General features: G+C 59.8%; 19 protein-coding genes, 1 tRNA gene and 1 pseudogene. 15 read left to right on the forward strand and 6 right to left on the reverse strand.

The window, feature by feature from the left end:
- Nucleotides 1-776 precede the first annotated feature (776 nt).
- The 3 genes from Q0Z94_RS05655 to trmFO all read right to left on the reverse strand — a co-directional run bounded on the left by Q0Z94_RS05655 (nt 777) and on the right by trmFO (nt 3,588).
- Nucleotides 777-1,154, reverse strand: coding sequence for a RidA family protein (locus Q0Z94_RS05655; RefSeq protein WP_298068050.1), 378 nt, complete (start codon nt 1,152-1,154; stop codon nt 777-779).
- Between the two features lie 86 nt (nt 1,155-1,240).
- On the reverse strand, nt 1,241-1,651 hold the full coding sequence (locus Q0Z94_RS05660) for an OsmC family protein (RefSeq protein WP_298068051.1): 411 nt from the start codon (nt 1,649-1,651) through the stop codon (nt 1,241-1,243).
- Between the two features lie 521 nt (nt 1,652-2,172).
- Nucleotides 2,173-3,588 (reverse strand): methylenetetrahydrofolate--tRNA-(uracil(54)-C(5))-methyltransferase (FADH(2)-oxidizing) TrmFO, encoded by a 1,416-nt coding sequence (gene trmFO, locus Q0Z94_RS05665; RefSeq protein ID WP_298068052.1) that lies wholly within the window; start codon nt 3,586-3,588, stop codon nt 2,173-2,175.
- Nucleotides 3,589-3,847: 259 nt separating this feature from the next.
- Between trmFO and Q0Z94_RS05670 the strand changes: the two genes are divergently transcribed.
- On the forward strand, nt 3,848-5,917 hold the full coding sequence (locus Q0Z94_RS05670; protein ID WP_298068053.1) for an elongation factor G: 2,070 nt from the start codon (nt 3,848-3,850) through the stop codon (nt 5,915-5,917).
- 140 nt (nt 5,918-6,057) lie between these two features.
- Here the strand turns inward: Q0Z94_RS05670 and Q0Z94_RS05675 are convergent, their stop codons facing one another.
- Nucleotides 6,058-6,519 carry an EVE domain-containing protein gene (locus Q0Z94_RS05675; RefSeq protein ID WP_298068054.1) on the reverse strand — a complete coding sequence of 154 codons (462 nt, stop codon included), beginning with the start codon at nt 6,517-6,519 and terminating at the stop codon, nt 6,058-6,060.
- Nucleotides 6,520-6,748: 229 nt separating this feature from the next.
- On the opposite strand from Q0Z94_RS05675, the gene Q0Z94_RS05680 reads away from it, so the two are divergent.
- The 12 genes and pseudogenes from Q0Z94_RS05680 to ruvC all read left to right on the forward strand — a co-directional run bounded on the left by Q0Z94_RS05680 (nt 6,749) and on the right by ruvC (nt 19,744).
- Nucleotides 6,749-7,117 (forward strand): hypothetical protein, encoded by a 369-nt coding sequence (locus Q0Z94_RS05680; RefSeq protein WP_298068055.1) that lies wholly within the window; start codon nt 6,749-6,751, stop codon nt 7,115-7,117.
- Nucleotides 7,118-7,181: 64 nt separating this feature from the next.
- Entirely contained in the window at nt 7,182-10,064 is a 2,883-nt protein-coding gene (locus Q0Z94_RS05685; RefSeq protein ID WP_298068056.1) for an insulinase family protein, read from the forward strand.
- A gap of 27 nt (nt 10,065-10,091) precedes the next feature.
- The gene (locus tag Q0Z94_RS05690) at nt 10,092-10,904 is read left to right on the forward strand and encodes a tetratricopeptide repeat protein (protein WP_298068057.1); all 813 of its coding nucleotides are present in this window, start codon (nt 10,092-10,094) and stop codon (nt 10,902-10,904) included.
- A gap of 12 nt (nt 10,905-10,916) precedes the next feature.
- A complete protein-coding gene (locus tag Q0Z94_RS05695; RefSeq protein ID WP_298068058.1) occupies nt 10,917-13,568 on the forward strand; it encodes a hypothetical protein in 2,652 nt (883 codons plus the stop codon).
- A gap of 102 nt (nt 13,569-13,670) precedes the next feature.
- The gene (locus tag Q0Z94_RS05700; protein WP_298068059.1) at nt 13,671-14,144 is read left to right on the forward strand and encodes a universal stress protein; all 474 of its coding nucleotides are present in this window, start codon (nt 13,671-13,673) and stop codon (nt 14,142-14,144) included.
- A gap of 101 nt (nt 14,145-14,245) precedes the next feature.
- Nucleotides 14,246-15,364, forward strand: coding sequence for a histidinol-phosphate transaminase (gene hisC / locus Q0Z94_RS05705; RefSeq protein ID WP_298068060.1), 1,119 nt, complete (start codon nt 14,246-14,248; stop codon nt 15,362-15,364).
- Nucleotides 15,361-16,038: pseudogene (cmk, locus tag Q0Z94_RS05710) on the forward strand ((d)CMP kinase); the annotation flags it as partial. The gene hisC and the pseudogene cmk, both read left to right, overlap by 4 nt.
- A 380-nt stretch (nt 16,039-16,418) precedes the next feature.
- Nucleotides 16,419-17,282, forward strand: coding sequence for a 4-(cytidine 5'-diphospho)-2-C-methyl-D-erythritol kinase (gene ispE, locus Q0Z94_RS05715; RefSeq protein WP_298068061.1), 864 nt, complete (start codon nt 16,419-16,421; stop codon nt 17,280-17,282).
- A 24-nt stretch (nt 17,283-17,306) separates the two neighbouring features.
- Nucleotides 17,307-17,381, forward strand: a tRNA-Gln gene (locus Q0Z94_RS05720).
- Nucleotides 17,382-17,459: 78 nt separating this feature from the next.
- Nucleotides 17,460-18,395, forward strand: a complete 936-nt coding sequence (locus tag Q0Z94_RS05725; RefSeq protein WP_298068062.1) for a ribose-phosphate pyrophosphokinase — start codon at nt 17,460-17,462, stop codon at nt 18,393-18,395.
- Between the two features lie 71 nt (nt 18,396-18,466).
- Nucleotides 18,467-19,066 (forward strand): 50S ribosomal protein L25/general stress protein Ctc, encoded by a 600-nt coding sequence (locus tag Q0Z94_RS05730; protein ID WP_298068063.1) that lies wholly within the window; start codon nt 18,467-18,469, stop codon nt 19,064-19,066.
- A 144-nt stretch (nt 19,067-19,210) separates the two neighbouring features.
- Complete coding sequence (gene ruvC, locus Q0Z94_RS05735) at nt 19,211-19,744, forward strand: crossover junction endodeoxyribonuclease RuvC (protein WP_298068064.1); 534 nt, start codon at nt 19,211-19,213, stop codon at nt 19,742-19,744.
- Nucleotides 19,745-19,775: 31 nt separating this feature from the next.
- Here the strand turns inward: ruvC and Q0Z94_RS05740 are convergent, their stop codons facing one another.
- Nucleotides 19,776-20,636, reverse strand: coding sequence for a YitT family protein (locus tag Q0Z94_RS05740; RefSeq protein WP_298068065.1), 861 nt, complete (start codon nt 20,634-20,636; stop codon nt 19,776-19,778).
- 192 nt (nt 20,637-20,828) lie between these two features.
- Here Q0Z94_RS05740 and infA point away from each other — a divergent pair, with 192 nt between their 5' ends.
- Both infA and Q0Z94_RS05750 read left to right on the forward strand, forming a co-directional pair.
- Nucleotides 20,829-21,047 (forward strand): translation initiation factor IF-1, encoded by a 219-nt coding sequence (gene infA, locus Q0Z94_RS05745; RefSeq protein WP_077071795.1) that lies wholly within the window; start codon nt 20,829-20,831, stop codon nt 21,045-21,047.
- Between the two features lie 2 nt (nt 21,048-21,049).
- On the forward strand, nt 21,050-21,361 hold the full coding sequence (locus Q0Z94_RS05750) for a DUF4911 domain-containing protein (RefSeq protein ID WP_298068066.1): 312 nt from the start codon (nt 21,050-21,052) through the stop codon (nt 21,359-21,361).
- Nucleotides 21,362-21,432: 71 nt separating this feature from the next.
- Here Q0Z94_RS05750 and Q0Z94_RS05755 read toward each other — a convergent pair whose 3' ends face one another.
- Nucleotides 21,433-22,167, reverse strand: coding sequence for a sulfite exporter TauE/SafE family protein (locus Q0Z94_RS05755; protein ID WP_298068067.1), 735 nt, complete (start codon nt 22,165-22,167; stop codon nt 21,433-21,435).
- Nucleotides 22,168-22,396 lie beyond the last annotated feature (229 nt).

The raw sequence follows: 22,396 nt of genomic DNA on the forward strand, positions 1-22,396 counted from the left end.
TCTCGGTACCCTCCGTTTTTTTTTGAAGGATAGCATAATCTCAAACATTTGTCATTATAAAAGTCAGTGTCTCTCCTCATACAGTTTGACTCACGGAATGAATTTCTAGCGGTATTCAGATGAACTCTATGATGGACTGAAAATTATTTCAAAAGGGCTTTTTGCCACGCGCGCTTCTTTTCTTCCGTACGCTACGTCTCAAGACTTTCGCAGAGGCATTCTGTGCAGCATACTCGGAGAAGTTCCTGTGCCAGAACCGTGGTCATGTCCATCACGGGAATATCCTAAAGCACGACTTCGGTGATGGCGGAGGGGGATTTCTGTACAAGTCTTTCATCGATGAGTCGGCGGGCGGCGTCCAGGAGGAGCTGGCTGGACTGAGTGTTAAGGAAACAGATCTGACGCCGAAGTTCTGGTTGCTGATGACCTCCTGTCCGGCCTTTTCAACGCGTCTTGATAGAAATTCGCACGTGTGGTGTCCAGCGACCCATGAGGCTGATCCATATCCCCTTTCGTCAGGGATTGTTCACATGAGCCACTGCCTCATGATGGAAACAAACTCTACCTCCGGCCTACCAGCCCACGGGCGTTCCAGTGTCGGTCCGAGGATAAGGGGTTTTGCGCAGTGTTGTTTGACGTACCAATGACCACGTTGTCACGTTTGACCATCTGTTCCGCCATAGACGCCAAGTGATTTTCATGTCTGTCTTCAGCCAGGAAAAAAGGACCGCCGTCGTGAGACTGCGGCCCGAAAAAACGGAAGGCGAAGGTTGCCGCTACAGGACGGCAATGGCCTCCACTTCCACGCGGGCACCCTTGGGCAGAGCGGCCACGGCCACGCAGGAGCGGGCTGGAGCGTTGGAAACGAAGGTCTCGGCGTACACGGCGTTCACGGACTGGAAGTCGGCCATGTCGGTGAGGAATACCGTGGTCTTCACCACGTTGTCCACGGTGGCTCCGGCTGCGGCGAGCACGGCCTTCATGTTGCTGAGAGCCTGGGCGGTCTGTTCCTTCACATCGGCGGAAACAAGTTCACCGGTGGCGGGATTCATGCCGAGCTGACCGGAAAGATACACGACGCTACCGGACTTGACGGCCTGGGAGTAAGGGCCGATGGCCGCTGGGGCGTCGGCGGTAAAGACAATGTTTTTCATGGGGAATCACTCCGTTCAAAGTTGCAGTATTGCCGCCGCGGGTTTCCTTTCTGCACGGGAAGTCTGCGGCGTGCAAGACCGTTATATCAGTGCTTCCAGTTGAAGACAAACACCTGTTCCACGTCAGGGTGCAGGCTCAGGTGTACGGGGCAGATGTGGGCGCAGTGCTCAATGGCGGCCTTCTGGCGGTCGGTGTATTCGCGGTCGGGCATGTCGAGGATGACCTCGATCTTGCCTATGCGGCGGGGGTTGGCACTCATTACCTTGGTGATGGAGATTTCCGTGCCCGTCACATCCATATCGTGCTTTTTGGCGTAAATGCCGATGATGGTCATGCAGCAGGAAGCCAGTGCCGCAGCACACAGATCAGTGGGAGAAAAGGCTTCGCCCTTGCCGTTGTTGTCCACAGGGGCATCGGTGATGATGGTGATGCCGCTCGCAAGGTGGGTGCATTCGACGCGCAGATCGCCCAGATACGCAGCCTTTATGTTAGCCATGGAGAACTCCTTTCTCCGGGATGGTCCGGAGCTGTTGCATGTGACAAGAGGACGCAGTCCGCACGGAGAGTTTCCGTGTTTAAAAGCAAGGCTCCTGACTGGCTGAGAGGAAAGTTTCTGAGCTTGGTCAGTACCAGAAGCCAGAGGCCCTCCTGCTTGTGCTTAAACCGAAACGTACATTCCTTCAAGGGAAAATACAAAGTACGCTTGCAAGGTCACGGCTTCGGGGCCGTCAAGTCTTGGTAGATTCGTTGTGAGAGTTATAAGCCTGAAAGTGTTTCTGACGCCCCGGATCGACAGATCCTCCATACCCGAACCGCTCTCTGAGTGAATGACATTTTGAAAGTTCACACTCCCCGGATGCTCCCCCGCAGTGTGGCCTTGGAACAATGCCGAACGCAAGGGGGCCGGGTGTGTTCCGTCACCTGATGCCCGGGGGCACCGTGCGCCGAGGCAACTTTCATCGGCTTCGGCCTGCCGAAGGTTGCCTCTTTTTTGCGGGCAAAACTCCCAGCAGGAGTTCAGGCTGCAGTAAAGGCCTCAGTCCGCCACACGGCGAAGTCGGCACGGGCGCGGGCGGCCATTTCCGCTTTGCGGGATTTTTTTCCGGTGCGGACGGCCAGTTCGGGCATAAGTCCGAAATGCACGTTGGAAGGCGTGAACTGCCGCGAAGGGGTGCGCAGGTGCTGGAGCAGTGCGCCGAGTGCCGTGGTCTGCGGGGGCGCGGGCAGTTCCCGGCCGTGGGCGCGGGCGGCCAGCAGGAGGCCCAGCCAGAGCCCGCAGGCGGCGGATTCCACATAGCCTTCCACGCCGGTGATCTGTCCGGCGAGGAAGATATCGGGGCGCACTTTGAGGGAAAGGTCGGGAGCTAGGCAGGAGGGGGCGTCCACATAGGTGTTGCGGTGTACGCTGCCAAGGCGCAGGAATTCGGCGTGGGCAAGGCCCGGCACGAGGCGGAACACCCGTTCCTGCGCGGCGTAGGTCATCTTGGTCTGACAGCCCACGAGATTGAAGGAGGTGCGTTCGGCGTTTTCGGCCCGGAGCTGGAGCAGGGCATAGGGGCGGCGGCCCGTGCGGGGATCGGTGAAGCCCACGGGCTTGAGCGGCCCGAAGGTGAGGGTGCGTTCCCCTCTGTCGGCCAGCGCCTCGATGGGCATACAGCCCTCGAAGTGGATTTCCTTTTCAAAGTCATGGGCCGGAACCCGCTCCGCCGTAAGCAGGGCTTCGTAAAAGGCCGTGTATTCCGCACGGGTCATGGGGCAGTTGAGATAGTCGCCGTGTTCCAGCGCTTCGGGGTTGGTCATGGTCTCCAGCGGCGTCTCCAGAAAGGGAGCGTCGTCCGAGTAGGGCGGCGGAGCATCGTTGCCGTAGCGGGAACCACGGAAGGCTATGCTCATATCCACGGAATCCGCCCGCACGATGGGGGCGATGGCGTCGTAGAAGTACAGACGCCGGGAGCCGCCGTCTTCGGAGATAAGTCCGGAGAGCGAAGCCGTGAGGTTTTCCGAGGCCAGAGGCCCGGCGGCGATGACGACGGTCTTGTCCTTCAGTTCCGGGGCATCAAGATCTGGGATCTGGCGGCGCACCAGGGTGACGGCAGTCTCCTGCTCCACGCGGGCGGTGAGCAGGCGGCTGAAGCGCGCGCGATCCACGGCCAGTGCCTTTCCGGCGGGTACCCGCACACGGTCGGCAACGGCCATGACTTCGCTGCCAAGGTCACGCATTTCCTGTTTGAGCAGACCCACTCCGGAGCCTTGGGCGTCATCGGAACGGAAGGAGTTCGAGCAGACGAGTTCGCCGAGTTCCGGGCTGGTGTGGGCCGGGGAAAAAACTTCGGGCTTCTGTTCGAAAAGCGTACACGGGACGCCTGCACGAGCCAGCGCTAGTGCGCATTCACATCCGGCCAGACCTCCGCCGATGATCGCGACATCCTGCATGAGAGCATCTCCTGTTAGTGATTTCGTCCCTGCATGGACAAGGGGGAGCATACGGAAAGCGGTCGGAGAAGTCATTAAGAATGGTTCTGCCGCGGGGCGTTTTCCGGGGGAAGTACCTCCTTTTTTCGCAGGAAAATTCCGGCGGGAGCTTGACAGGAGACGCTCACGCTTTTTATGACAGTGAGTAAGATTCAGTGCTTTAAAGACGGACGCGTTCGCCGTTTTTCTTTTTGAAAACTTAACCTCTGTGGAGATCCGTATGTCCATTGCCCTGGAAAAACAACGCACCTACGCCCTTGTAGGGACAAGCGGCTGTGGTAAGACTTCCCTGACAGAACTGCTGCTGTTTCAAGCCGGAGTGCTCAATCGTCTCGGCGCGATAGAAGAAGGCACCACAGCGCTGGACTACGAGCCAGAGGAGATCAAGCGGCGCGGCTCCATCCAGCCCGGTTTCGCCACCTTTGACTGGAAGGGCTACCGCCACAACCTCATCGACATTCCCGGGGACGCCAACTTTTCCGGCGATATGGAATGGCTGCTTTCCGCCGCGGACAGCATCGTCCTGGTACTCGACGCGGTTGACGGTGTGCGTCCTCAGCTTCGCCGTATGTGGAAGAGCGTCAAGGAAGCCGGTTTGCCCACGCTTGCCTTCATCACCAAGATGGACCGCGAACGGGCCAATTTCGATGCGGCACTGAACAGCTTGACCACCCACCTCGGCATCCGGCCCGTGGTTCTGTCCATCCCCATCCTCGAGAACGGTGAATTTGTGGGACTGGTGGACGTGTTCTCCGGCAAGGCCGAACGCTTTATCGGCGATACCAGCGAGACCGAAGAGATTCCCATCCCCGCCGAACTCGAAGACGAGGCCGTACTGCTGCGTGACACCTCCGTGGAGAATATCGCCGCTTCCGACGAAGAGCTCATGGAACGCTATCTGGAAGAAGGCTCCCTGTCGCACGAGGACATCACCCTCGGTCTGCGCAAGGGCGTACTCTCCGGCGAGATCGTGGTGGTTCTGCCCGGCTCGGCCATAGCCAAGAAGGGCGGCCGTCGTCTGCTGAACCACGTCAATTCACTTCTGGCTTCTCCGCTAGATCGTCCCGCCGTCATCGGCAAGGACGGCTCCGAACGCGCCGCAGACCCCGACGCCCCGGCCGCCTGCGTGGTCTTCCGCTCCATGAACGACGCCTTCTCCGGTCAGGTGAATATGCTGCGCGTCATTTCGGGCACCATCTCCAGCGATTCGATGCTCAAGAACATGCGTACCGGCGAACTGGAACGCATGGGTTCCCTCCTCTATGTCACGGGCAAGACACAGACCCCCTGCAAGGATACCCTTGGCCCCGGCTCCATCGTTGGCGTGACTAAGCTCAAGGGAACCCGCACGGGCGATACCCTGTGCGATGAAAAGGCTCCGTTTGAAGTGGAAATGGCCGCTCTGCCGCCGCAGCTCATCAGCTATGCGCTGGCCCCCAAGCAGAAGGGCGACGAAGACAAGGTCTATGCCGCCGTGCAGAAGCTGCTTGACGAAGACGTCACCCTGAAACTCGCCCGCGATGAGGAATCTTCCGATATTCTGCTCTCCGGCATGGGACAGCTGCACATCGAGATCTCCGTGGAGAAGGCCCGCCGCCGTTCCAAGGTGGACATCGTGCTCAAGACGCCCAAGGTGCCTTACCGCGAGACTGTGCGCGGTAAGGTGCAGGTGCAGGGCCGTCATAAGAAACAGTCGGGCGGCCGCGGACAGTTCGGCGACTGCTGGATCGAGATGGAAGGTTCGCCCCGCGGTTCCGGCTATGTCTTTGAAGACGGCATCGTGGGCGGCGTCATCCCGCGCCAGTACATTCCCGCCATCGACAAGGGCATTCAGGAGAGCGCAGCCCGCGGTTATCTTGCGGGCTATCCCGTGGTGGATTTCAAGGTGCGCGTCTACGACGGCTCCTACCACCCTGTGGATTCCTCGGAAATGGCTTTCAAAATGGCTGGCTCCATTGCCTTTAAGGCGGCCATGTCTCAGCTTAAGGTCGTACTCCTCGAACCCGTGGTGCAGATGACTGTGACCATTCCCGATGAATATATGGGCGATGTCATCGGCGATCTCTCTTCCCGCCGCGGCAAGGTTCTTGGTTCCGACTCCCAGAGCGGCATCACGGAACTCAAGGCCAACGTTCCCATGAGCGAAGTGCTTCGCTACGCCCCCGACCTGCGCAGCATGACCGGCGGTCAGGGCGTGTTCACCATGGAATTTGACCACTACGAGGAAGCGCCGCAGCCCGTTGTCGATAAGGTCGTGGCAGCGCATCAGGCCGCCAAGGAAGCGGAATAGTGTCATTTGGGCTTTGTCAATAGTGCAACAGAAAGACCGGCGCGTTCAGGCTCGTCCCGATGCGCCGGTCTTGTTTTGCCGTGAACTGGGGTGGCTCCCGCTTCTCTGCCCGTTGCTTTGTCTGCCGGAGCGGTTTGGATTCAGGTTCTGTCCGCCAGAGTCATGATGTACCGGAAGGCCGGCTCTTCTACAGGCTGCACGGAAAGCCGGCTCCCGCGCTTGAGCAGTTCCATACCCTCGAGTTCGGGTTGGGCGCGGAGTTCGGAAAGCGGGATGGGCGGCTCGAAGCAACGCACGAGTTTCACGTCCACCATGTACCAGCGGGGATCCTCCGGCGTGGCCTTGGGGTCGAAGTGGCGGTTTTGGGGGTTCTGTGCCGTATGATCCGGGTAGGCTTCGCGCACCACTTCCACAAGCGCGGCTATTTCCGGCTGTTTCCCGCTGTGGTAAAAGAAGCCCAGATCGCCGATCTTCATGGAGCGCATAAGGTTGCGCGCCTGATAGTTGCGCACACCGTCCCACGGCGTGGTGGCGTTCGGGGAAAAGATCAGGTCGTTCAGCGAAAAGCAGCCGGGTTCGGTCTTGAACAGCCAGTAGCGCATATTGGCTCTCCGTGAGGAAAAGGTTGTCGTTCTGCCTGGTTATAAGCTGGATGCGGAGCAAAGGCAACGGACAGAACCTTGCGCTGGCCGGAAAACTTGCGCATATTTATAAATTAAAACTAGTAATTTTAGCAGGTTATGAATATCGACGTTGACAGCCTCTGCGGGCCGATGTTATGCAGGGGCAAACGGCGCTGCGACAGCCGTGCATTCTGGAGCAGAGGGCGGTATGACTTTGGAGCCTATGGAGAGGATAGCACTTGAACTGGACAACGGCGCACATTTTGACTTTTTGGGGCGCCTGTTTTCTGAAGCGGTCTGGTATGACGAGGACAGCGGCACGGTGTCCCATCACCGGCTCTATGTGACGGAGAGCCGTGAACAGGTCTATGTCCTTCAGAGAGACGCCCGCGGCGTACAAAGCCGCCGTGCCTACAGAGTGACCGTGTGCGGCGAACGCTGCGAGATCTTTGATGGCTGTAGCGTCATGGAAATGCCTCTGGAGCTGATCATGCTGGGACTGAAGGCGCTCTGCGGAGCGGAAGGTGGCATGGCTCTGGAGCAGGCTGAAGAAATGTTGCGGGCGGCGAGCTGCTGAAATTCGACCGTGTTCGGGCAGACAATGCAGGAACTGAGGTTTTATGGATATTCACGGATTTTCTTTGATCAGAGAAGCGGATATGCGGGAAACGGGCGGCAGGGTTCGCCTGTGGCGGCATGGCGTCACGGGCGCGGAGCTTGTCTCCGTGTGCAATGCCGATGAAAACAAGACCTTCGGCGTGAGTTTCCGCACACCGCCCGCAGATTCCACGGGCGTGGCCCACATTCTTGAGCACTCGGTGCTGTGCGGCTCCGCAAAGTACCCGGTGAAGGAACCCTTTGTGGAACTGCTCAAAAGTTCCCTTCAGACCTTTCTGAACGCACTCACCTTTCCGGACAAGACCTGCTATCCGGTGGCGAGCTGCAACCTTCAGGATTTCTATCATCTGGTGGACGTGTACATCGACGCCGTGTTTCATCCGCGCATCGATGAAAACGTACTGCGGCAGGAAGGCTGGCATATCGAGGCGGACGCAGTGGACGGCCCCTGGGAATACAAGGGCGTGGTCTACAACGAAATGAAGGGCGTATACTCATCGCCGGATTCCGTACTCATGGAAGCCTGTCAGCACGCTGTCTTTCCCGACACGCTCTACCGTCTGGATTCAGGGGGTGATCCGGCAGTGATTCCCAGCCTGACCTTTGAGGCGTTCCGGGACTTTCACGCGGCCTATTATCATCCTTCCAATGCCCGCTTCTTTTTCTGGGGGGACGATCCGGAAGACGCTCGTCTGGAGCTGCTGGAAAAGGCGCTGGCGCACTATGGCCGCCGTGAGGTCTCGTCAGAAGTTCCGCTTCAGCCCCGCCGGTCTGCTCCGTGGCATGTGGAAGAACACTATGCCGCTTCGGACGGAGCCGGCGAGGACAAGGCCCACGTCGCCGTCAACTGGCTGCTTTGCGAGTCCCGCGAGACCGAAACCATGTTTGAGCTTAATATGCTGGAACACATAGTGGCCGGACTGCCTGGCTCTCCCCTGCGCAAGGCACTCATGGATTCCGGCCTGGGCGAGGACATCGCGGGCTGCGGCCTGGAAAGTGATCTGCGTCAGGCCTATTTCTCCATGGGGCTGCGTTCCGTCGACTCTTCCCGGGCCGGCGAGGTGGAAGGCATCATGCTGGACACCCTGTCTGAGCTGGCGGAGCAGGGCGTTCCCGCTCCGGCCGTGGACGCCGCGCTCAATTCTCTGGAATTCATGCTGCGCGAAAACAATACCGGCTCCTTTCCCCGAGGGCTGGCCGCCATGTTCCGCAGCCTGTCCGACTGGCTCTATGACGGAGATCCCTTTGCTCCGCTGGCTTGGGAAAAGCCCCTTGCCTCCATCAAGCGCCGTCTGGCCGCTGGTGAACCGGTGTTCGAGAACGCCATCCGCCGCTGGCTTCTGGACAATCCCCATCGCGTGACCGTGACACTGCTGCCCGACAGCGGGCTTGCCGCACGCCGTCAGGAGGAAGAGACCGGGCGGCTGGAAGCTCTGCGCCACGGCATGGACGCCGCCGCCCGTGAGGACGTGGTACGGACGGCAGCCCTGCTGCGCGCCGCGCAGGAACGCCCGGATAGTCCTGAAGCTCTGGCCACCATCCCCAGTCTGCGCCGGGAAGACCTGCCCGAAAAAAACCGTCCCATCCCCAGGGAAACACATTCCTGCAGCGGCATCGACATCGTCACCCACGAACTGGACACCACGGGCATCCTGTACGCCTGTCTGGCTCTCGATCTTTCAGCAGTTCCTGCAAGACTGCTTCCGCTCGCGCCGCTTTACGCCCGCGCCCTCACGGAGCTGGGGACGCGCCGCCGCGACTATGTGGAGCTGGGCTTCGAGATCTCGGCGCACACCGGCAATCTGGACGCCGTGCCGTCGATCTTCGCGCATTGCAGCGATGCCGAGCCGGTACGCCGTCTTTCCCTGGCAGGAAAATGCACCGCCGGAAAGGTGGAACGCCTGACCGCACTGATGGAGGAAATCCTTTGCGAGCCTGATTTCGACCAGCGGGAACGCTTCGTTCAGATGGTGCTGGAAGAGAAGGCCCGCATGGAACAGGCCGTGGTTCCATCGGGGCATACCTTCGTGAATACGCGGCTTTCCGGCCGTCTCTCGGAAACCGGACGCCTCAATGAAGCGCTGAACGGCGTGTCCGCGCTGACCTTCCTGCGAGAGCTCAGCCGCCGTGTGGAAGAGGACTGGTCCGGCGTGGCTACCGATTTGCGCGAACTTCATGCGCTCACGGTGCGGCAGGACGGCGCGGTTCTCGACATGACGGCGGACGCCTCACTGCTCAATGCTGCCCGTCCCGCGCTCCTTGCTCTGACCGAACGTCTGCCCGTGCGTCCGCTCGCGCCTGTGAAGGTGGAGCTGCCTCCGCTGCCCGGAGCGGAGCTTCTGAGCATTCCGGCGCAGGTGAACTATGTGGGACTGGGCCTGAGCCTTCAGGGTACGGGCTACCGCCATCACGGTTCGCTGGCCGTCATCATGCGCCATCTGCGCATGGGCTACCTCTGGGACAGAGTGCGTGTGCGGGGCGGTGCCTACGGCTGTTTTGCCCGATACAGCCGCGTCACCGGGGCGTTCACCTTCGCTTCCTACCGCGACCCCAACGTGGCCCGGACACTGGACGTCTATCGTGCGACTGCGGACTATCTGGGGAACCTTTCTCTTTCCGAGGCGGAGATCACACGCGCTGTTGTGGGAGCCGTTGGCGACATGGACGCCTACCTGCTGCCTGGAGCCAGAGGCGCGGCTTCGTTCAGCCGCTGGCTCGCCGGTGAAACTGAGGAAGAGCGCCAGCGTCTCCGTGACGAACTCTTGAGTACCAGGCTCGCTGATTTCCACGACTTTGCCCCGTATCTTGCCCTTGGTCTGAAAAACAGCGTTCCTTGTGTGCTGGGCGGCAGTGATGCGGACGCCGTGGCCCGTGCCGAAGGCTGGGCCGTCACCCGCATCCTCTGAATGTGGCGGGGCAGGAAGGAGACAGTCATGCAGGAGAGAGAGAAAATCCGTGGAACCATGATGGTGAGTACGGCGCTCATTTTGTGCGCACTCAGCTTCGCCGCAGGTTTCATGGGCGGTACGCTGACGGCGCGGCAGAGTGTGCCGATTCCCGGGCAGACACAGCAGCAGGCCTTTGCGCAGAATCGGGGGCAGAGTGCGGAGATTCAGGCTCTGCGCGAAGCGGCGCTGGCCGCTCCTGAACAGGCGGCGGGGTGGATACGTCTGGGAAACGCCTGCTACGATTCCGGCGAACCGGACGGCGCCATCGAAGCCTATGAAAAGGCACTGGCACTGGAACCGGACAACGCCGATGTGGTGACAGACATGGGTTCCATGTATCGTATGAAAGGTCAGCCTGACAGCGCCGTGGAGTGCTATGAACGGGCGCTGGTGCTTCAGCCGGGGCACAGCAATGCCATCTTCAACAAGGGCATGACACTCATGATCGACAAGGCGGATCCGGCTGCTGCACTGGCCTTCTGGAAGGGTGTTCTGGAGCGGCAGCCCGATCTCAGACTGAGCAGCGGTCAAACGCTTGCTCAAGCACTTCCCATGCTCGCCCGCGATGCCGGCCTGCATCTGGAAGAACTCGGGCGTCCTGAAGCGGCTCTGGAAGCTTACGCCGGCGCCACGGAACTCGCCCCCGGCGAGGTGCGGAATGTCATCCTTCGTGCTGAACTACTGGAGCGGCTGGGACTAGGCGGCGAGGCTCTTCCCCTGTGGCAGCGGGCTTTGGAACTGGATCCCAAGGCTGTGGACGGGCAGGGCAGAACGGTTCACAGCCATATCGTCCCCTGATACGGTAGCGCCATGTTTTCACTGCGTACTTTTCGCTTGCTTCCAGTGTTGCTGGCGCTTTTTGGCGTCCTTCATGCCTGTCTCGCCGCCGCGGCTTCTGAAGATCCGCAGTTATCGACCGCACCCGTGGTCGAAATCGCCGCTCCCGTACCTGCACCCATCCGTGCTGAGGTCCCTCCTGCCAAGCCGGCAGCGCTTCAGGAGGAAAGCACTGGCAGCGCTGTCAGAGAGGCACGGTTCTCCATGTTTCTGGATGAAACAGGTCGCCTGAATGTCGAAAGTGTGCAGGAACACCGTGCCGAGTTCAAGCCGCTGGACAATCTCGGGCTGTGGCGTTCCGGGGCACTGTGGCTCGCGCTTTCGCCGGCGGACACCGGCACGCTTCCCGCGCAGGGCTTCTGGCTGGATCTGGGACTTCAGATTCCCGGGGGGACGCAGGTCTGGACGGCTTCCGGAAGCGGCTGGACATCCGTGGAGGCTTCCGCTTCCGGGCTGTATCTGCTTCAAAATACGGGCGGCGAGACGCTGATCCGTCTCGGCGGATTGCCCGGCCTGTGGTTCAGACCCGTTCTGCGGAGTCTGGAAAGGTTCGGCTCCGATCCCGAGCGCTTCGTGCATATTCCGACCGTTGCCGTACTTGTCATGCTCAGTGTTCTCTGTCTGCTGCTCAGCATCACCGAACACGGAGAAGGGCGGATCTGGACGGCGATTCTGGCCACGGCTGCGGCAGTACAGGCAGTGTTGGGTGTACCGGCAACCGCTGACCGCATGACGCTGGACGTGCTCCCCGGAATACTGGCCGCCGGTACGGCGCTGGTCATGCTGCCCCACGAGGGGCGGGCGCTCATGAGTACGCACCGCACGTCGCCGTTTTTGGACGTGGTCTTTCTGCTGCTCGCTTTGCCCGGAGCCTGCGTCGCCGCATTGCCGTTGATCCCCGGGTGGAGCTGGACGGCGCGGCTGCTCCCTGTGTGGCCCGTCATGGGGGCGATCTGCCTTGTTCCGGCGTTCTGTCTGCTGGTGCGCGGCGTTCGTGGAAGCGGCCCCTTTGTTCTGGCGTGCCTGGTCATGGGCGGCAGTGCACTTGCGGCGCTTTACGGATTGACCCGCGGTGCTGAGGCGCAGCTCTGGGGGCTGGCCCTGCCCTGCGGTACGGTGGTCGGACTGGTTCTGCTGACGGCCTTTGCGCCGCGCCGTACGGAAATTGCGGCCCAGAAACCGGTGCCGCAGTCGCTGGAAATTTTCGCATCGGAAGAGCCTGAAGAAAAGGTTTCCGCTTCCCTGCAAGCCTCTTTGGGAGAACTCGCCGGACAGCTTCTCACGGAATCCTGCCGTCTGGATCAGGCGTTGAACCGTCTGGGCGTTGGCCCGGAGACGGTTGAAGTGATGCGCCATGCCGATGGCCTGGTGGCCGTGTCCCGCCAGATGACAGAGCTGGTGCGCGGCGAATGCCGTTCCTCTGTCATACCTCGCCGTGTGGAGCGGGATTTCGACCTGCGCGAGATCATCCAGAAGGTCTTCGCTTCCGTTTCCGCCGAGGCTGACCGTAAGGACCTTGGCCTTGCGTGGTATGTGGCCCCGCACCTGCGGCGTCGCTACCATGGTGACAGTACCCGTCTGACCGCACTGCTTTCTCTCCTGCTCACTGACGCCGTAGGCGCGGCGGAGCGCGGTGCGGTGCGGCTTGAAGTCCGCCGCTCGCTTATGAGTACGCACCCCGGTCATCTCCTGTTCACGGTCAGCGACAATGGGGAAGGGCAGCCGCCCCGCGGGCGGAGCAGTCTGCTGCTCTCCAGAGTCTGGGAACTGGCTGCGGAGGACGGAGGAGAACTCTTTGTGGACAGCACGTTCCAGGGGCTGGAGCTGACCTTCGGCATGGAGTTTGCTCCTCTGGAAGAGGACGGTTCCATCGTGCGGGAGATGTCCACCGAGGTGTCTTCTGCCTTCCCCCGTCCGGACGGTCGCCTTGCCATTCTTGCCGCTGATGACGGACTGTGCCGCCAGCTTTGTGCCTACTATCTGGAAGGGGTGGACTGCCGTATCCGTGAGGCTCGTGATGGAAGCGAGACGTTCATGCTCTACGCCGCTTCCCCTGCGGGACTTGTTGTTTTCGACGGGTCACTGAACGAGGAGGACATGGCCCGGACACTGGCTTCCATTCGTATGTTTGAAGGGGAGCGCTCTCTACCCTCTGTCCCCTTCCTGCTTCTGGCGCGGAGTGAAGAACAGGCGGAACGCATGAGCAAGGCAGGCTTCGAGGAAATACTGATGCAACCCGTGCCGGGCAGTGACCTGTGTGCTTTGGCAGAATGGCTTGTCTCGGGCAGAAGTGGTCCCCGTCCTGAGCTGAGTGTGCGATGTTTTGCCCTCGGAACGCTTTCAGGGAAGACGAACCTGCGGCGGCGGGGCGGGTTTGTCAGCCGCCGTGCGGCGGTTCCCGTTCCCGAAGAGTCTGCCTTGGACTCTTCCGGCGGGGATTGGGTAGAACTCAGGCGCGAAGACGCAGTGGTTTCTGAGGAAGTGCTGGAACTGCGCGGGGATCAGGTTCTGCCCGAAGAAAGCGGCATCCGTGAGTTGACGGAAAAGGAACTTATCTCCGCCGCGCACTGGGAGCCGGATACGGACGCCTTTCGGGAAGATGCGGCTGACACGGGCCGCGGGTAAATACGTTTTACCGACTTTACACTTGCAGTTTTACGCAAAAACAGGTAGTGTCAGTCCTAGAAGAGATGGTATCGGTCAAAACCGCAAACGAAGGAGGCAAGTATGCCCAAGATGCAAAAGATCCTCTGTGCTCTTGATCTTTCCGAGCATAGCAAGACGGTGGCCGGATATGCCGTCACTCTTGCCAAGTCTCTTGGGGCCAGCATCATCGCTGTGTACGCGGCCCCCACGTTGACGCAGTACACGGGATTTCATGTGCCGCCGAATACCATAGACAGCTTTGTCGGCGAAATTGTTTCAGGTGCTGAAAAGGCTATGTCTCAGTTCGTAGCCGAGAATTTTGAAGGCGTCGAGACGACGGGTAAGGTCGTGGTCGGCTACGCCGCGGAGGAAATTCTTAACATCGCCCGTCAGGAAGGCGCGGACATGATCATCATGGGTACGCATGGCCGCAAGGGCATCGACCGTATACTCTTCGGCTCCGTGGCCGAAAAGGTAGTCATGAATTCGCCGTTGCCGGTACTGACCATCCGTCCTTCCGAAGGGTACAAGGGCGGAGCCGTTTACAAGGATTAGTGGATCGCAAAGGGGCACGATGCTCCCTGCGAGATTTTACCTGGGCTTTCTTTCCACGCATGTTGAGGGAAAGAAAGCCCTTTTATCGTTGAAGGTGTTCTATGTCGTTTACTTCCTGCCTTGATGTGCGCCCGGAGGTGGAGGCATTCGAGGCTTATGAACCCGGTCTCAGCATCGCGGAGATCGCGGAGCGCTACGGTCTTGAAAGAGTCATCAAAATGGCCAGCAACGAGAATCCCCTGGGGACGTCTCCCGCCGCACGCGAGGCCATACGTCGTCACGCTTCCGAGGTGTTTCGCTATCCGCAGTCCGGGAACCCCAGATTGGTGAAGGCTCTGGCCGCGGCCTGCCATGTGGATCCGAAAAACATTTTCGTGGGTAACGGTTCCGACGAACTCATCGACCTGATCTTCCGTGTTCGCGCCGTTCCAGGCGTACACAACGCCGTGGCCTTTCGGCCCTGCTTCGGACTGTATCCCACGCAGGCGCGCATGGCGGGCGTGGAATTGCGGCAGGCTCCGCTGCGGCAGGACTTTTCCTTCGACTTTGACGCGCTGCTCGCGCTCACGGACGAGAATACCACGCTGGCCTTTGTGACTTCTCCAGACAACCCTTCCGGGCGGACGGCCTCTCCAGAAGAGCTGAAGGCGCTGGCCCGTGCCTTGCCTCCAGCCTGCCTGCTGGTCGTCGATGAGGCGTACACAGAATTTGCCGGGCCGGAGTATTCGCTGCTCGGCCAGCTTCAGGATGTGCCCAACGTGGCACTCATGCGTACCTTCTCCAAGGTTTACGGGCTGGCGGGGCAGCGTATCGGCTATGGTATTCTGCCGGAGCGCATTGCCGATTACCTCTGGCGAGTGCGTCTGCCTTTTTCGCTCAACGTCCTTGCGGAAGAAGCCGCCATTGCGGCACTTGACGATACGGCATTCCGGGAAGAGACCGTTGCGCTGGTGCGCCGTGGCCGCGAACGACTCAGCCGTGAACTTCGCGCTATAGGCTGCGAGGTGACGCCCAGCTTGTCCAACTTCCTCATGTTCCGGCCTCCTGCGGGAAAGGTGGACGCCGCCGCAATCCACGCCGGACTCCTGCGCCGGGGCATCATTATCCGAGCACTTAGAAGCTACCATCTTCCGGAATGGTTGCGGGTCAGCATGGGCACCGATGAGGAGAACACGCTGTTCCTTCAGTCTCTGCTGGAGATTCTGGAGGAGCGTTCATGAGCTCGCCCATCGTCATTACTCTTGATGGCCCCGCCGGTGTGGGCAAAAGCACGCTGGCCCGTCGTCTGGCTACGGAACTGGGTGTTGCCTATCTGGATACCGGGGCCATGTACCGTGTACTCGGCCTGCGTCTCGGGGCCGGAGCTGCCGACATGGATGACGACCGTCTGCGTGCTCGCTGCCGTGACTGCCGCTTTTCTCTGGAAGATCACGGAGACGGACCCGTACTCTGCTGCAACGGCGAGGCCGTGGGCGAGGAGATCCGCACCGAGAAGGCCGGGCGACTGGCTTCTCTGGTGGCGCGTCTGCCTGCGCTGCGTGAGGAACTGCAGAGGGCGCAGCGCGGGATTGGTTCCCGCTCTTCGCTGGTGGCCGAAGGCCGCGATATGGGAACCCGCGTGTTCCCCACGGCACGGCACAAGTTCTTTCTGGACGCTCGCCCGGAAGTCCGCGCCCACAGGCGTTTTTTGGAATTGGAGGAGCGGGGGGCGCTGAACGGCGCAGCGGAGGAGGAGATCCTCAAGGCGATACAGGAGCGCGACCGACAGGACAGAACTCGTGCGGTCGACCCGCTGCGTCCGGCCGAAGACGCCGTTATCGTGGACACCTCCGATCTCGATTTGGACGGCGTGATGCGTGTACTTCTGGACAGTGTTGCCGCCCGCGGGGACGGGAAGGGCGTGTCCCTTCCGGTTGGGGTGCGCGCACGGGCGGAGCTGTTTTTGTCCAAGGCTGCGCTGAGGCGCTGCTTGTCCGGCGAGCCAGGCGCGGACGTACTCACACAGGCGCGCACGGCAGGGCTTCTGGCAGCAGAGGGCGTGCCGGCACTCCTGCCCTTGCAGACTCAGGGACATAGCAAGGTGGAACTGCGCTGCCGCATAGAGCAAAGCAGGGGTACGGTTGTCCTGGAGGCGTACGCTGATTCTGGGCCTATGCAGACCCTGCGTTCACTGATCGCGGCTCAGAGCGCAGCTGCTGCAGTGTGTGAGCTGGCTCTCAACGGCGACAAGGCTGAGATCCGTACCATGTTGTTCTGATCGCAGACGAGGGGTGCATGTTTCGAGAAGAGACCATCGTCACGGGCTGCAAACTCAACCTTTTTTTGTTCATCATGGGGCGGAGGGAGAACGGATACCATGAGTTGTCTACGCTCTTCGTGCGCATTCCCGAACCTCATGACACGCTGATTTTCCGGCCGTCCCGAGGAGAAGCCGGATTCTGCGTACGCTGCTCCGAGCCGGGGCTAGATCCCCTGCACAACACGCTCACCAGGGCCGCTGCGCTTTATGCCGAAGCTACGGGTTTCGCCCCGGCGGTGGAGGTGGAGCTGATCAAGGGTATACCGCCTGGAGCAGGACTGGGAGGCGGCAGCGCCGATGCCGCGGAAGTCCTGCGCTGGCTCCAGCGCTTTGCACCGAGGCCGCTCAACGAAGACGTACTTTTGAACCTTGCCGTCCACGTGGGCGCTGATGTCCCGTTTTTCCTCAAGGACGGCCCATGCTTTGCCGAGGGGATCGGCGAGATACTGCATCCGGCAAAGCCTGCTCTGGAGAACTGGTGGGGGCTGGTGCTCTGTCCTTTCGTCCGCGTGAACACCGCTTGGGCGTATGCGGCCTGGGACACAGAAAACAACGCATTTTTCTTGACAGGGGAAAGGAAGGCGGATAAGAATAACCGTTCAAGTTGCCAGAACTTTTATGGCAGGAACGACTTTGAAGCTGTGGTGTTCGCCGCGTATCCTGAGCTTTCAGCATTAAAAACGCTGTTAATTCAGTCGGGTGCGAATATTGCAGGGATGAGCGGAAGCGGTTCGTCCTTATTCGGTCTTTTTCGTGACCGGACGAAAGCGGCCCATGCCGCCGCCATCATGGGACAGGAAAAGAGCGTAAGGCTGGTTTCCGGGCCTTTTCTTTTTTGAAGCCGCCTGTCGGTGCTGGTTCACTGGGGTGTCGCCAAGCGGTAAGGCAGCGGGTTTTGGGTCCGCCATTCGAAGGTTCAAATCCTTCCGCCCCAGCCACGGAGTGGTGTTCCCGGCGTTGCGTGTGCGATGCCGTCTTCGTATCCCGAGATACTTTAGCTTGGAAGGCGTGATTCTATGTACGGCGACCTGAAAATCCTCACGGGGACGGCAAATCCTCAGCTGGCCATGGATATTTGCGACCACCTCGGCTGTTCTCTCACCCCCGCCCTGTGTACTACTTTCAGCGACGGCGAGCTGCGGGTAGAGATCGGCGCCAGCGTACGCGGTCATGATGTGTTTGTCATCCAGTCTACCTGCGCCCCCACCAACAAGTCCCTGATGGAGCTCTGCCTTATTCTGGACGCCCTCAAGCGTGCCAGCGCCGGACGCATCACCGCGGTGATTCCGTATTTCGGCTACGCCCGTCAGGATCGCAAGGTGACGCCCCGTGCGCCCATCAGTGCCAAGCTGGTTTCCGATTTTCTCACGGTCGCCGGCGCACAGCGCGTGGTGACCGTGGATTTGCATGCTGGCCAGATTCAGGGATTCTTCAACTGCCCCGTGGATAACCTCTACGCTCGCCCCGTACTGTTGAAGAAGCTCAGCGCGCTGTCCGGCGACCTCGTCATGGTGTCTCCTGACGCCGGAGGCGTGGAGCGCGCCCGTTCCTTTGCCAAGAAGATGGACGCTACCCTGGCCGTTATCGACAAGCGCCGCGACCGTCCAAACCAGGTGGCCGAAATGCACATTGTCGGTGACGTCAGCGGTAAAGTCGCCGTGCTTGTCGATGATATGATCGACACTGCCGGCACCATTTGCACCGCCGCCAACATCCTCATCGAGGGAGGCGCGAAGGAAGTTTACGCCTGCGCCACGCATGCCGTCCTTTCCGGCCCGGCCTGCGAGCGTCTGACCGCGGCTCCTTTCAAGGAAGTCATTGTGACCGATACCATTCCTCTTGGCGAACACGCCGCCCAGTGCGAAAAGCTCCGCGTGGCTTCCATTGCCGGAGTCCTTGCCAAGAGTATCCGCAACATCCATGACGGATCTTCCGTAAGCGCCCTGTTCTGATTGGGGGCTTGAAGACGATATATCGCGCCGCGCCCCGTTCGACGGGAGACGGCCCATAAGGAGAAAGCATCATGTCCGAACTGAAAACTCTTTCTGTCCAGAAGCGTACCGCCTTCGGCAAGGGCGTCAACCGCCGTCTTCGCACGAAGGATCTTGTCCCCGGTGTGTATTACACGGCCGACGGGCAGAATATCCCCGTCCAGGCCGCCGAGCTGCCGCTCACCAAGATCTATGATCAGGTCGGACGTACCAACGTCTTCCAGCTTGAGATCGAAGACGAGAACGGTGCCAAGACCCTGCACCCCGTGTTCGTGTGGGACGCTCAGTATTCTCCCGTGAAGAACACCTTCACCCATGTGGACTTTTTGGGCGTGGACCTTGACAAGGAGATCAAGGTCAGGGTTCAGGTGGAATACACCGGCACTCCTAAGGGGGTGAAAATGGGCGGCACGCTCGAAACCTACCGTGATGAAGTGCTTCTCACCGCTAAGCCCGAAGCCATGCCCCGCAAGGTGCTTCTCGATGTCACCGGACTTGAGATCGGACAGTCCGTGCGCGTGTCCACCATGCCGCTTCCCGAAGGCGTCCACGCTGTGTATAAGTCCGACTTCACCATGGCTTCCGTGTTCATGGAAGGTGCGGACGATACTACTGAAGAAGCCGCAAGCTGACGGGTGCGCTGTTTCGCTGTTTTCTTGCCGGGGTGGAGAGGTCTGCCCCGGCTTTTTGCTTTGTCTTGCCCGAGAGGAGGGCGGTCAGCCTTTATCGGTTCCGCGGCAGAAAATTTTCTGGGATGTTCAGGAGTGTAAGGCGTCATGGCTACCGTTTCACTTTCCGCAGCGACGATCACGGCGCTGGGCATAGATCCAGGTTCCAATGTCACCGGCTGGGGAGTGGTGCGCGAGTGTTCAGGCAGCCTGTCCCTCGTTGCATGTGGAGCCTTGCGTGTTAAGGGCGCAACTTTCCCGGAGCGCATCGCCTGTATCTATCACGGCCTGCGTGCAGTCATCGAGGAGCATAGACCCGATGAGGCTGGGGTGGAGCAGGTTTTTGCCGCAAAGAACGTGCAGTCCACCATCAAGCTCGCCCAGGCACGGGGAGCAGCCATTGCCGTGTGCGCGTCTTTCGGTCTGCCCGTGCTGGACTATGAACCCACGCTGGTGAAAAAGACGCTGGTGGGCACTGGGCGCGCTGAGAAGGATCAGGTGGCATACATGGTAACCCGGCTTCTGGGGCAGGCATCTATGGAAGGCCCGCTGGACGTGACGGACGCGCTGGCTATTGCCGTCTGTCACCTGACGCTGCGCCGTTTCCGCAGGTGGGAGGAGCTGAGTCGTCTGGACGGCTGAAGTCCGCCGCTTCGCCCGCATCCCACGGGAGTTATTCCATGTGCCGTTGATAGAATCGTCCCGAAAGCTCTTCGGTTCTGATGGCGTTGACGAACGCTTCAGGGTCTTCCTTTTTCACGGCGTGAATGACTTTCTTGCTTTCGTCGCTGGAAACCACGGAATACACAAGCTTGCGTTCCCGGTGTCCGAAGGAGCCTTCTCCCGTGAGGATGGTGGCTCCGTGCTGGCTGGCAGTGAAGATGGCCTGGCAGACTTCATCCGCCTTGTTCGTGACGATAAGCAGGGAGGTACGCTGGTATTTCTTGTAGAGCAGGTGGAGCGTCTGGATGGAAACGTACTGGAAGATCATGGAGTACAGGGAGATTTCCCAGCCGAAAAGCGCTCCGGCGATGAGCAGGATAACAATATTAAAGCACAGGATGATGTTCCAGGAATCAATGCCCTTACGCTGCGAGATGTAGACGGCGATGAAATCCGTGCCGCCTGTGGTGGCGTCTGCCAGCAGGCAGAGGCTGACGGCCAGCCCGTTGATAACGCCGCCGAAGACACTGATGAGCAGAATGTCGTAGGTGATGACATAGGAGGGCATGATATCGGTCAGCATGGCGGTCAGAACGATGCACAGGCAGGAATACAGGGTGAACTTTCTGCCGATGTAGCGGAAGCCGATGTAGATGGGGATGGCGTTCAGCAGCAGGTTGACAGGCGTGTAGGGGAGATGCAGTCCCAGGAACATCCGTGCGGAGCGCTGGATCAGCACGGTCAGTCCCGTGACGCCGCCGGGATACAGGTCTCCCGTCAGAACGAAGGTGTTCAGGTTGACGGCCATGACCAGCGAAGACAGGACGATGGCACCTATTGTTAAAAGATCCCGTTTCAGTTCGAAGTGCATGGACAGCTCCTTGGTGGGGTTTGTTGTCGCACGGTCTGAAGCGTCTGTCCACAGGGATGCGGTGGAGCCGCGCGAAATTTTCTGCAGGGATGAGTATCTTTTTCGAGGGACTGAAGGTTTCGCTGTGAGAGTTTTTCTTGACAGCGCCCCGATATTTGGGGAAGGTAACGGCGTATTTTATCTGGAGGAACCATGCCCAAAGAAGACGCCATTGAAGTTGACGGCATCGTGGAAGAGGCCCTTCCCAATGCCATGTTCCGCGTGAAGCTGGAAAACGGCCACGAAGTTCTTTCTCACATTTCCGGCAAGATGCGCAAGTTTTATATCCGTATTCTCCCCGGTGACCGGGTGAAGGTTGAACTCTCTCCTTATGATCTCACCCGCGGCCGCATCACCTATCGCATGAAGTAGCCGTGGACGAACATCCTTTTCCCTGTGCCGGAAGAGGAGAACCCGAACACCCGCACCGGCGGTTCGGACTCGTCCGCCTTCCCGCAGCTGCAGCTTCCGAAATTCTGCTGATCCGTATCGCTCCCTGTGATACGGGTCTTTTTCGCTATATTCTGGAAGGCGGGTGCGGGCATTTGACCATGCTCACCGTACTGGATCCGAAGGCCGCACTGTTCAAGATCCTCTTTTCGCCGCACCAGCGTGACGAAGTTTTCAGGCTGCTGGACTGCATACGGCGCTCCGTCCCTCTTGAGATTCTGCCGTTTCCGTACTGAATGCCGCCGCTCTTTTCTGTACGATCGTCGCCAGAAATTGCGGCCTAGGTGTGTGCCCGATGAGAAGAGAGCTAACGAAACGCCCTGACCAGGAGTACGAGAGCGGAAAAAGCCAGCATGAGAAGCACACCTTTTCGAAAGGTCTCCGTGCTCATGCGCCGGACAACGGGAATACTGAGGAAGACGCCCGCGGCGCAGAATGGAAACGTTCCTAGGGCATTTTTGAACTCCGCAAGTCCGAGATATCCTGCGCCCCAGTAGTTCACCGCTGCGATGACGGCTCCAAGCGCCCCGACGGCGTTCATCATGAACATCATCTCCTGCCTGCTCCATCTGCGCAGGAGTCCCCAGATAACGACTACGGGGCCGGGCATACTGGTAAGGATGAACAGAAAACCGAAGGCACAGCCAACGGGCAGTCCCGTCCACAGGGGCAGCCGCGTCCTGGCGCGCTTATATTTCTCAGGGAGAAGCTGCCAGCTCAGAAAGAAGACCAGAATGGAGGCGAGCAGCAGGAGAAAGAAGTCCGTCGGGATTCGGCCAAAGAAGAGAAGTCCGGCAGGTGCGCCGATACAGCTCGCGCCGACCAGCGTGAGAAGATCTTTCCACGGGGGATGATGCCGGTAGAAGAACGTCATGAGAAGCGTGATGCACAGGCCCGAAAGACAGGCGAGAACCACGGTGTCCTCTGGTTCCTTGAAGAGCGTGAGCAGTGGCGTAGCCACAAGATTGCCGCCGAACGAGGTCACACCGTTGACGAAGCCGGCCAGTATCCAGATCAGGTGGATGAGCAGCGAGTCCTGCATGGTGTTTGCCTCGAAAAGGGTTGCTCCGGCCCCTTTTTGACAGGGTGGGGCTTTTTCGGATCTCAGAAATAAGAACCTCCGCCGGAATAGGGTGGGGAATGCCTGAGTACTCTTTTCACTGTGCCGTGTCTTTAGGAGTGGTGTCAAGGCTGTTTTGCCAATGAGAGACGCTTCCGAGAGAGTTGTTTGGTAATATTAAGCAATACATAACGAATGGTTAATTTGGAGG

The sequence above is a fragment of the uncultured Mailhella sp. genome (assembly GCF_947631555.1).
Lineage (GTDB): Bacteria > Desulfobacterota > Desulfovibrionia > Desulfovibrionales > Desulfovibrionaceae > Mailhella.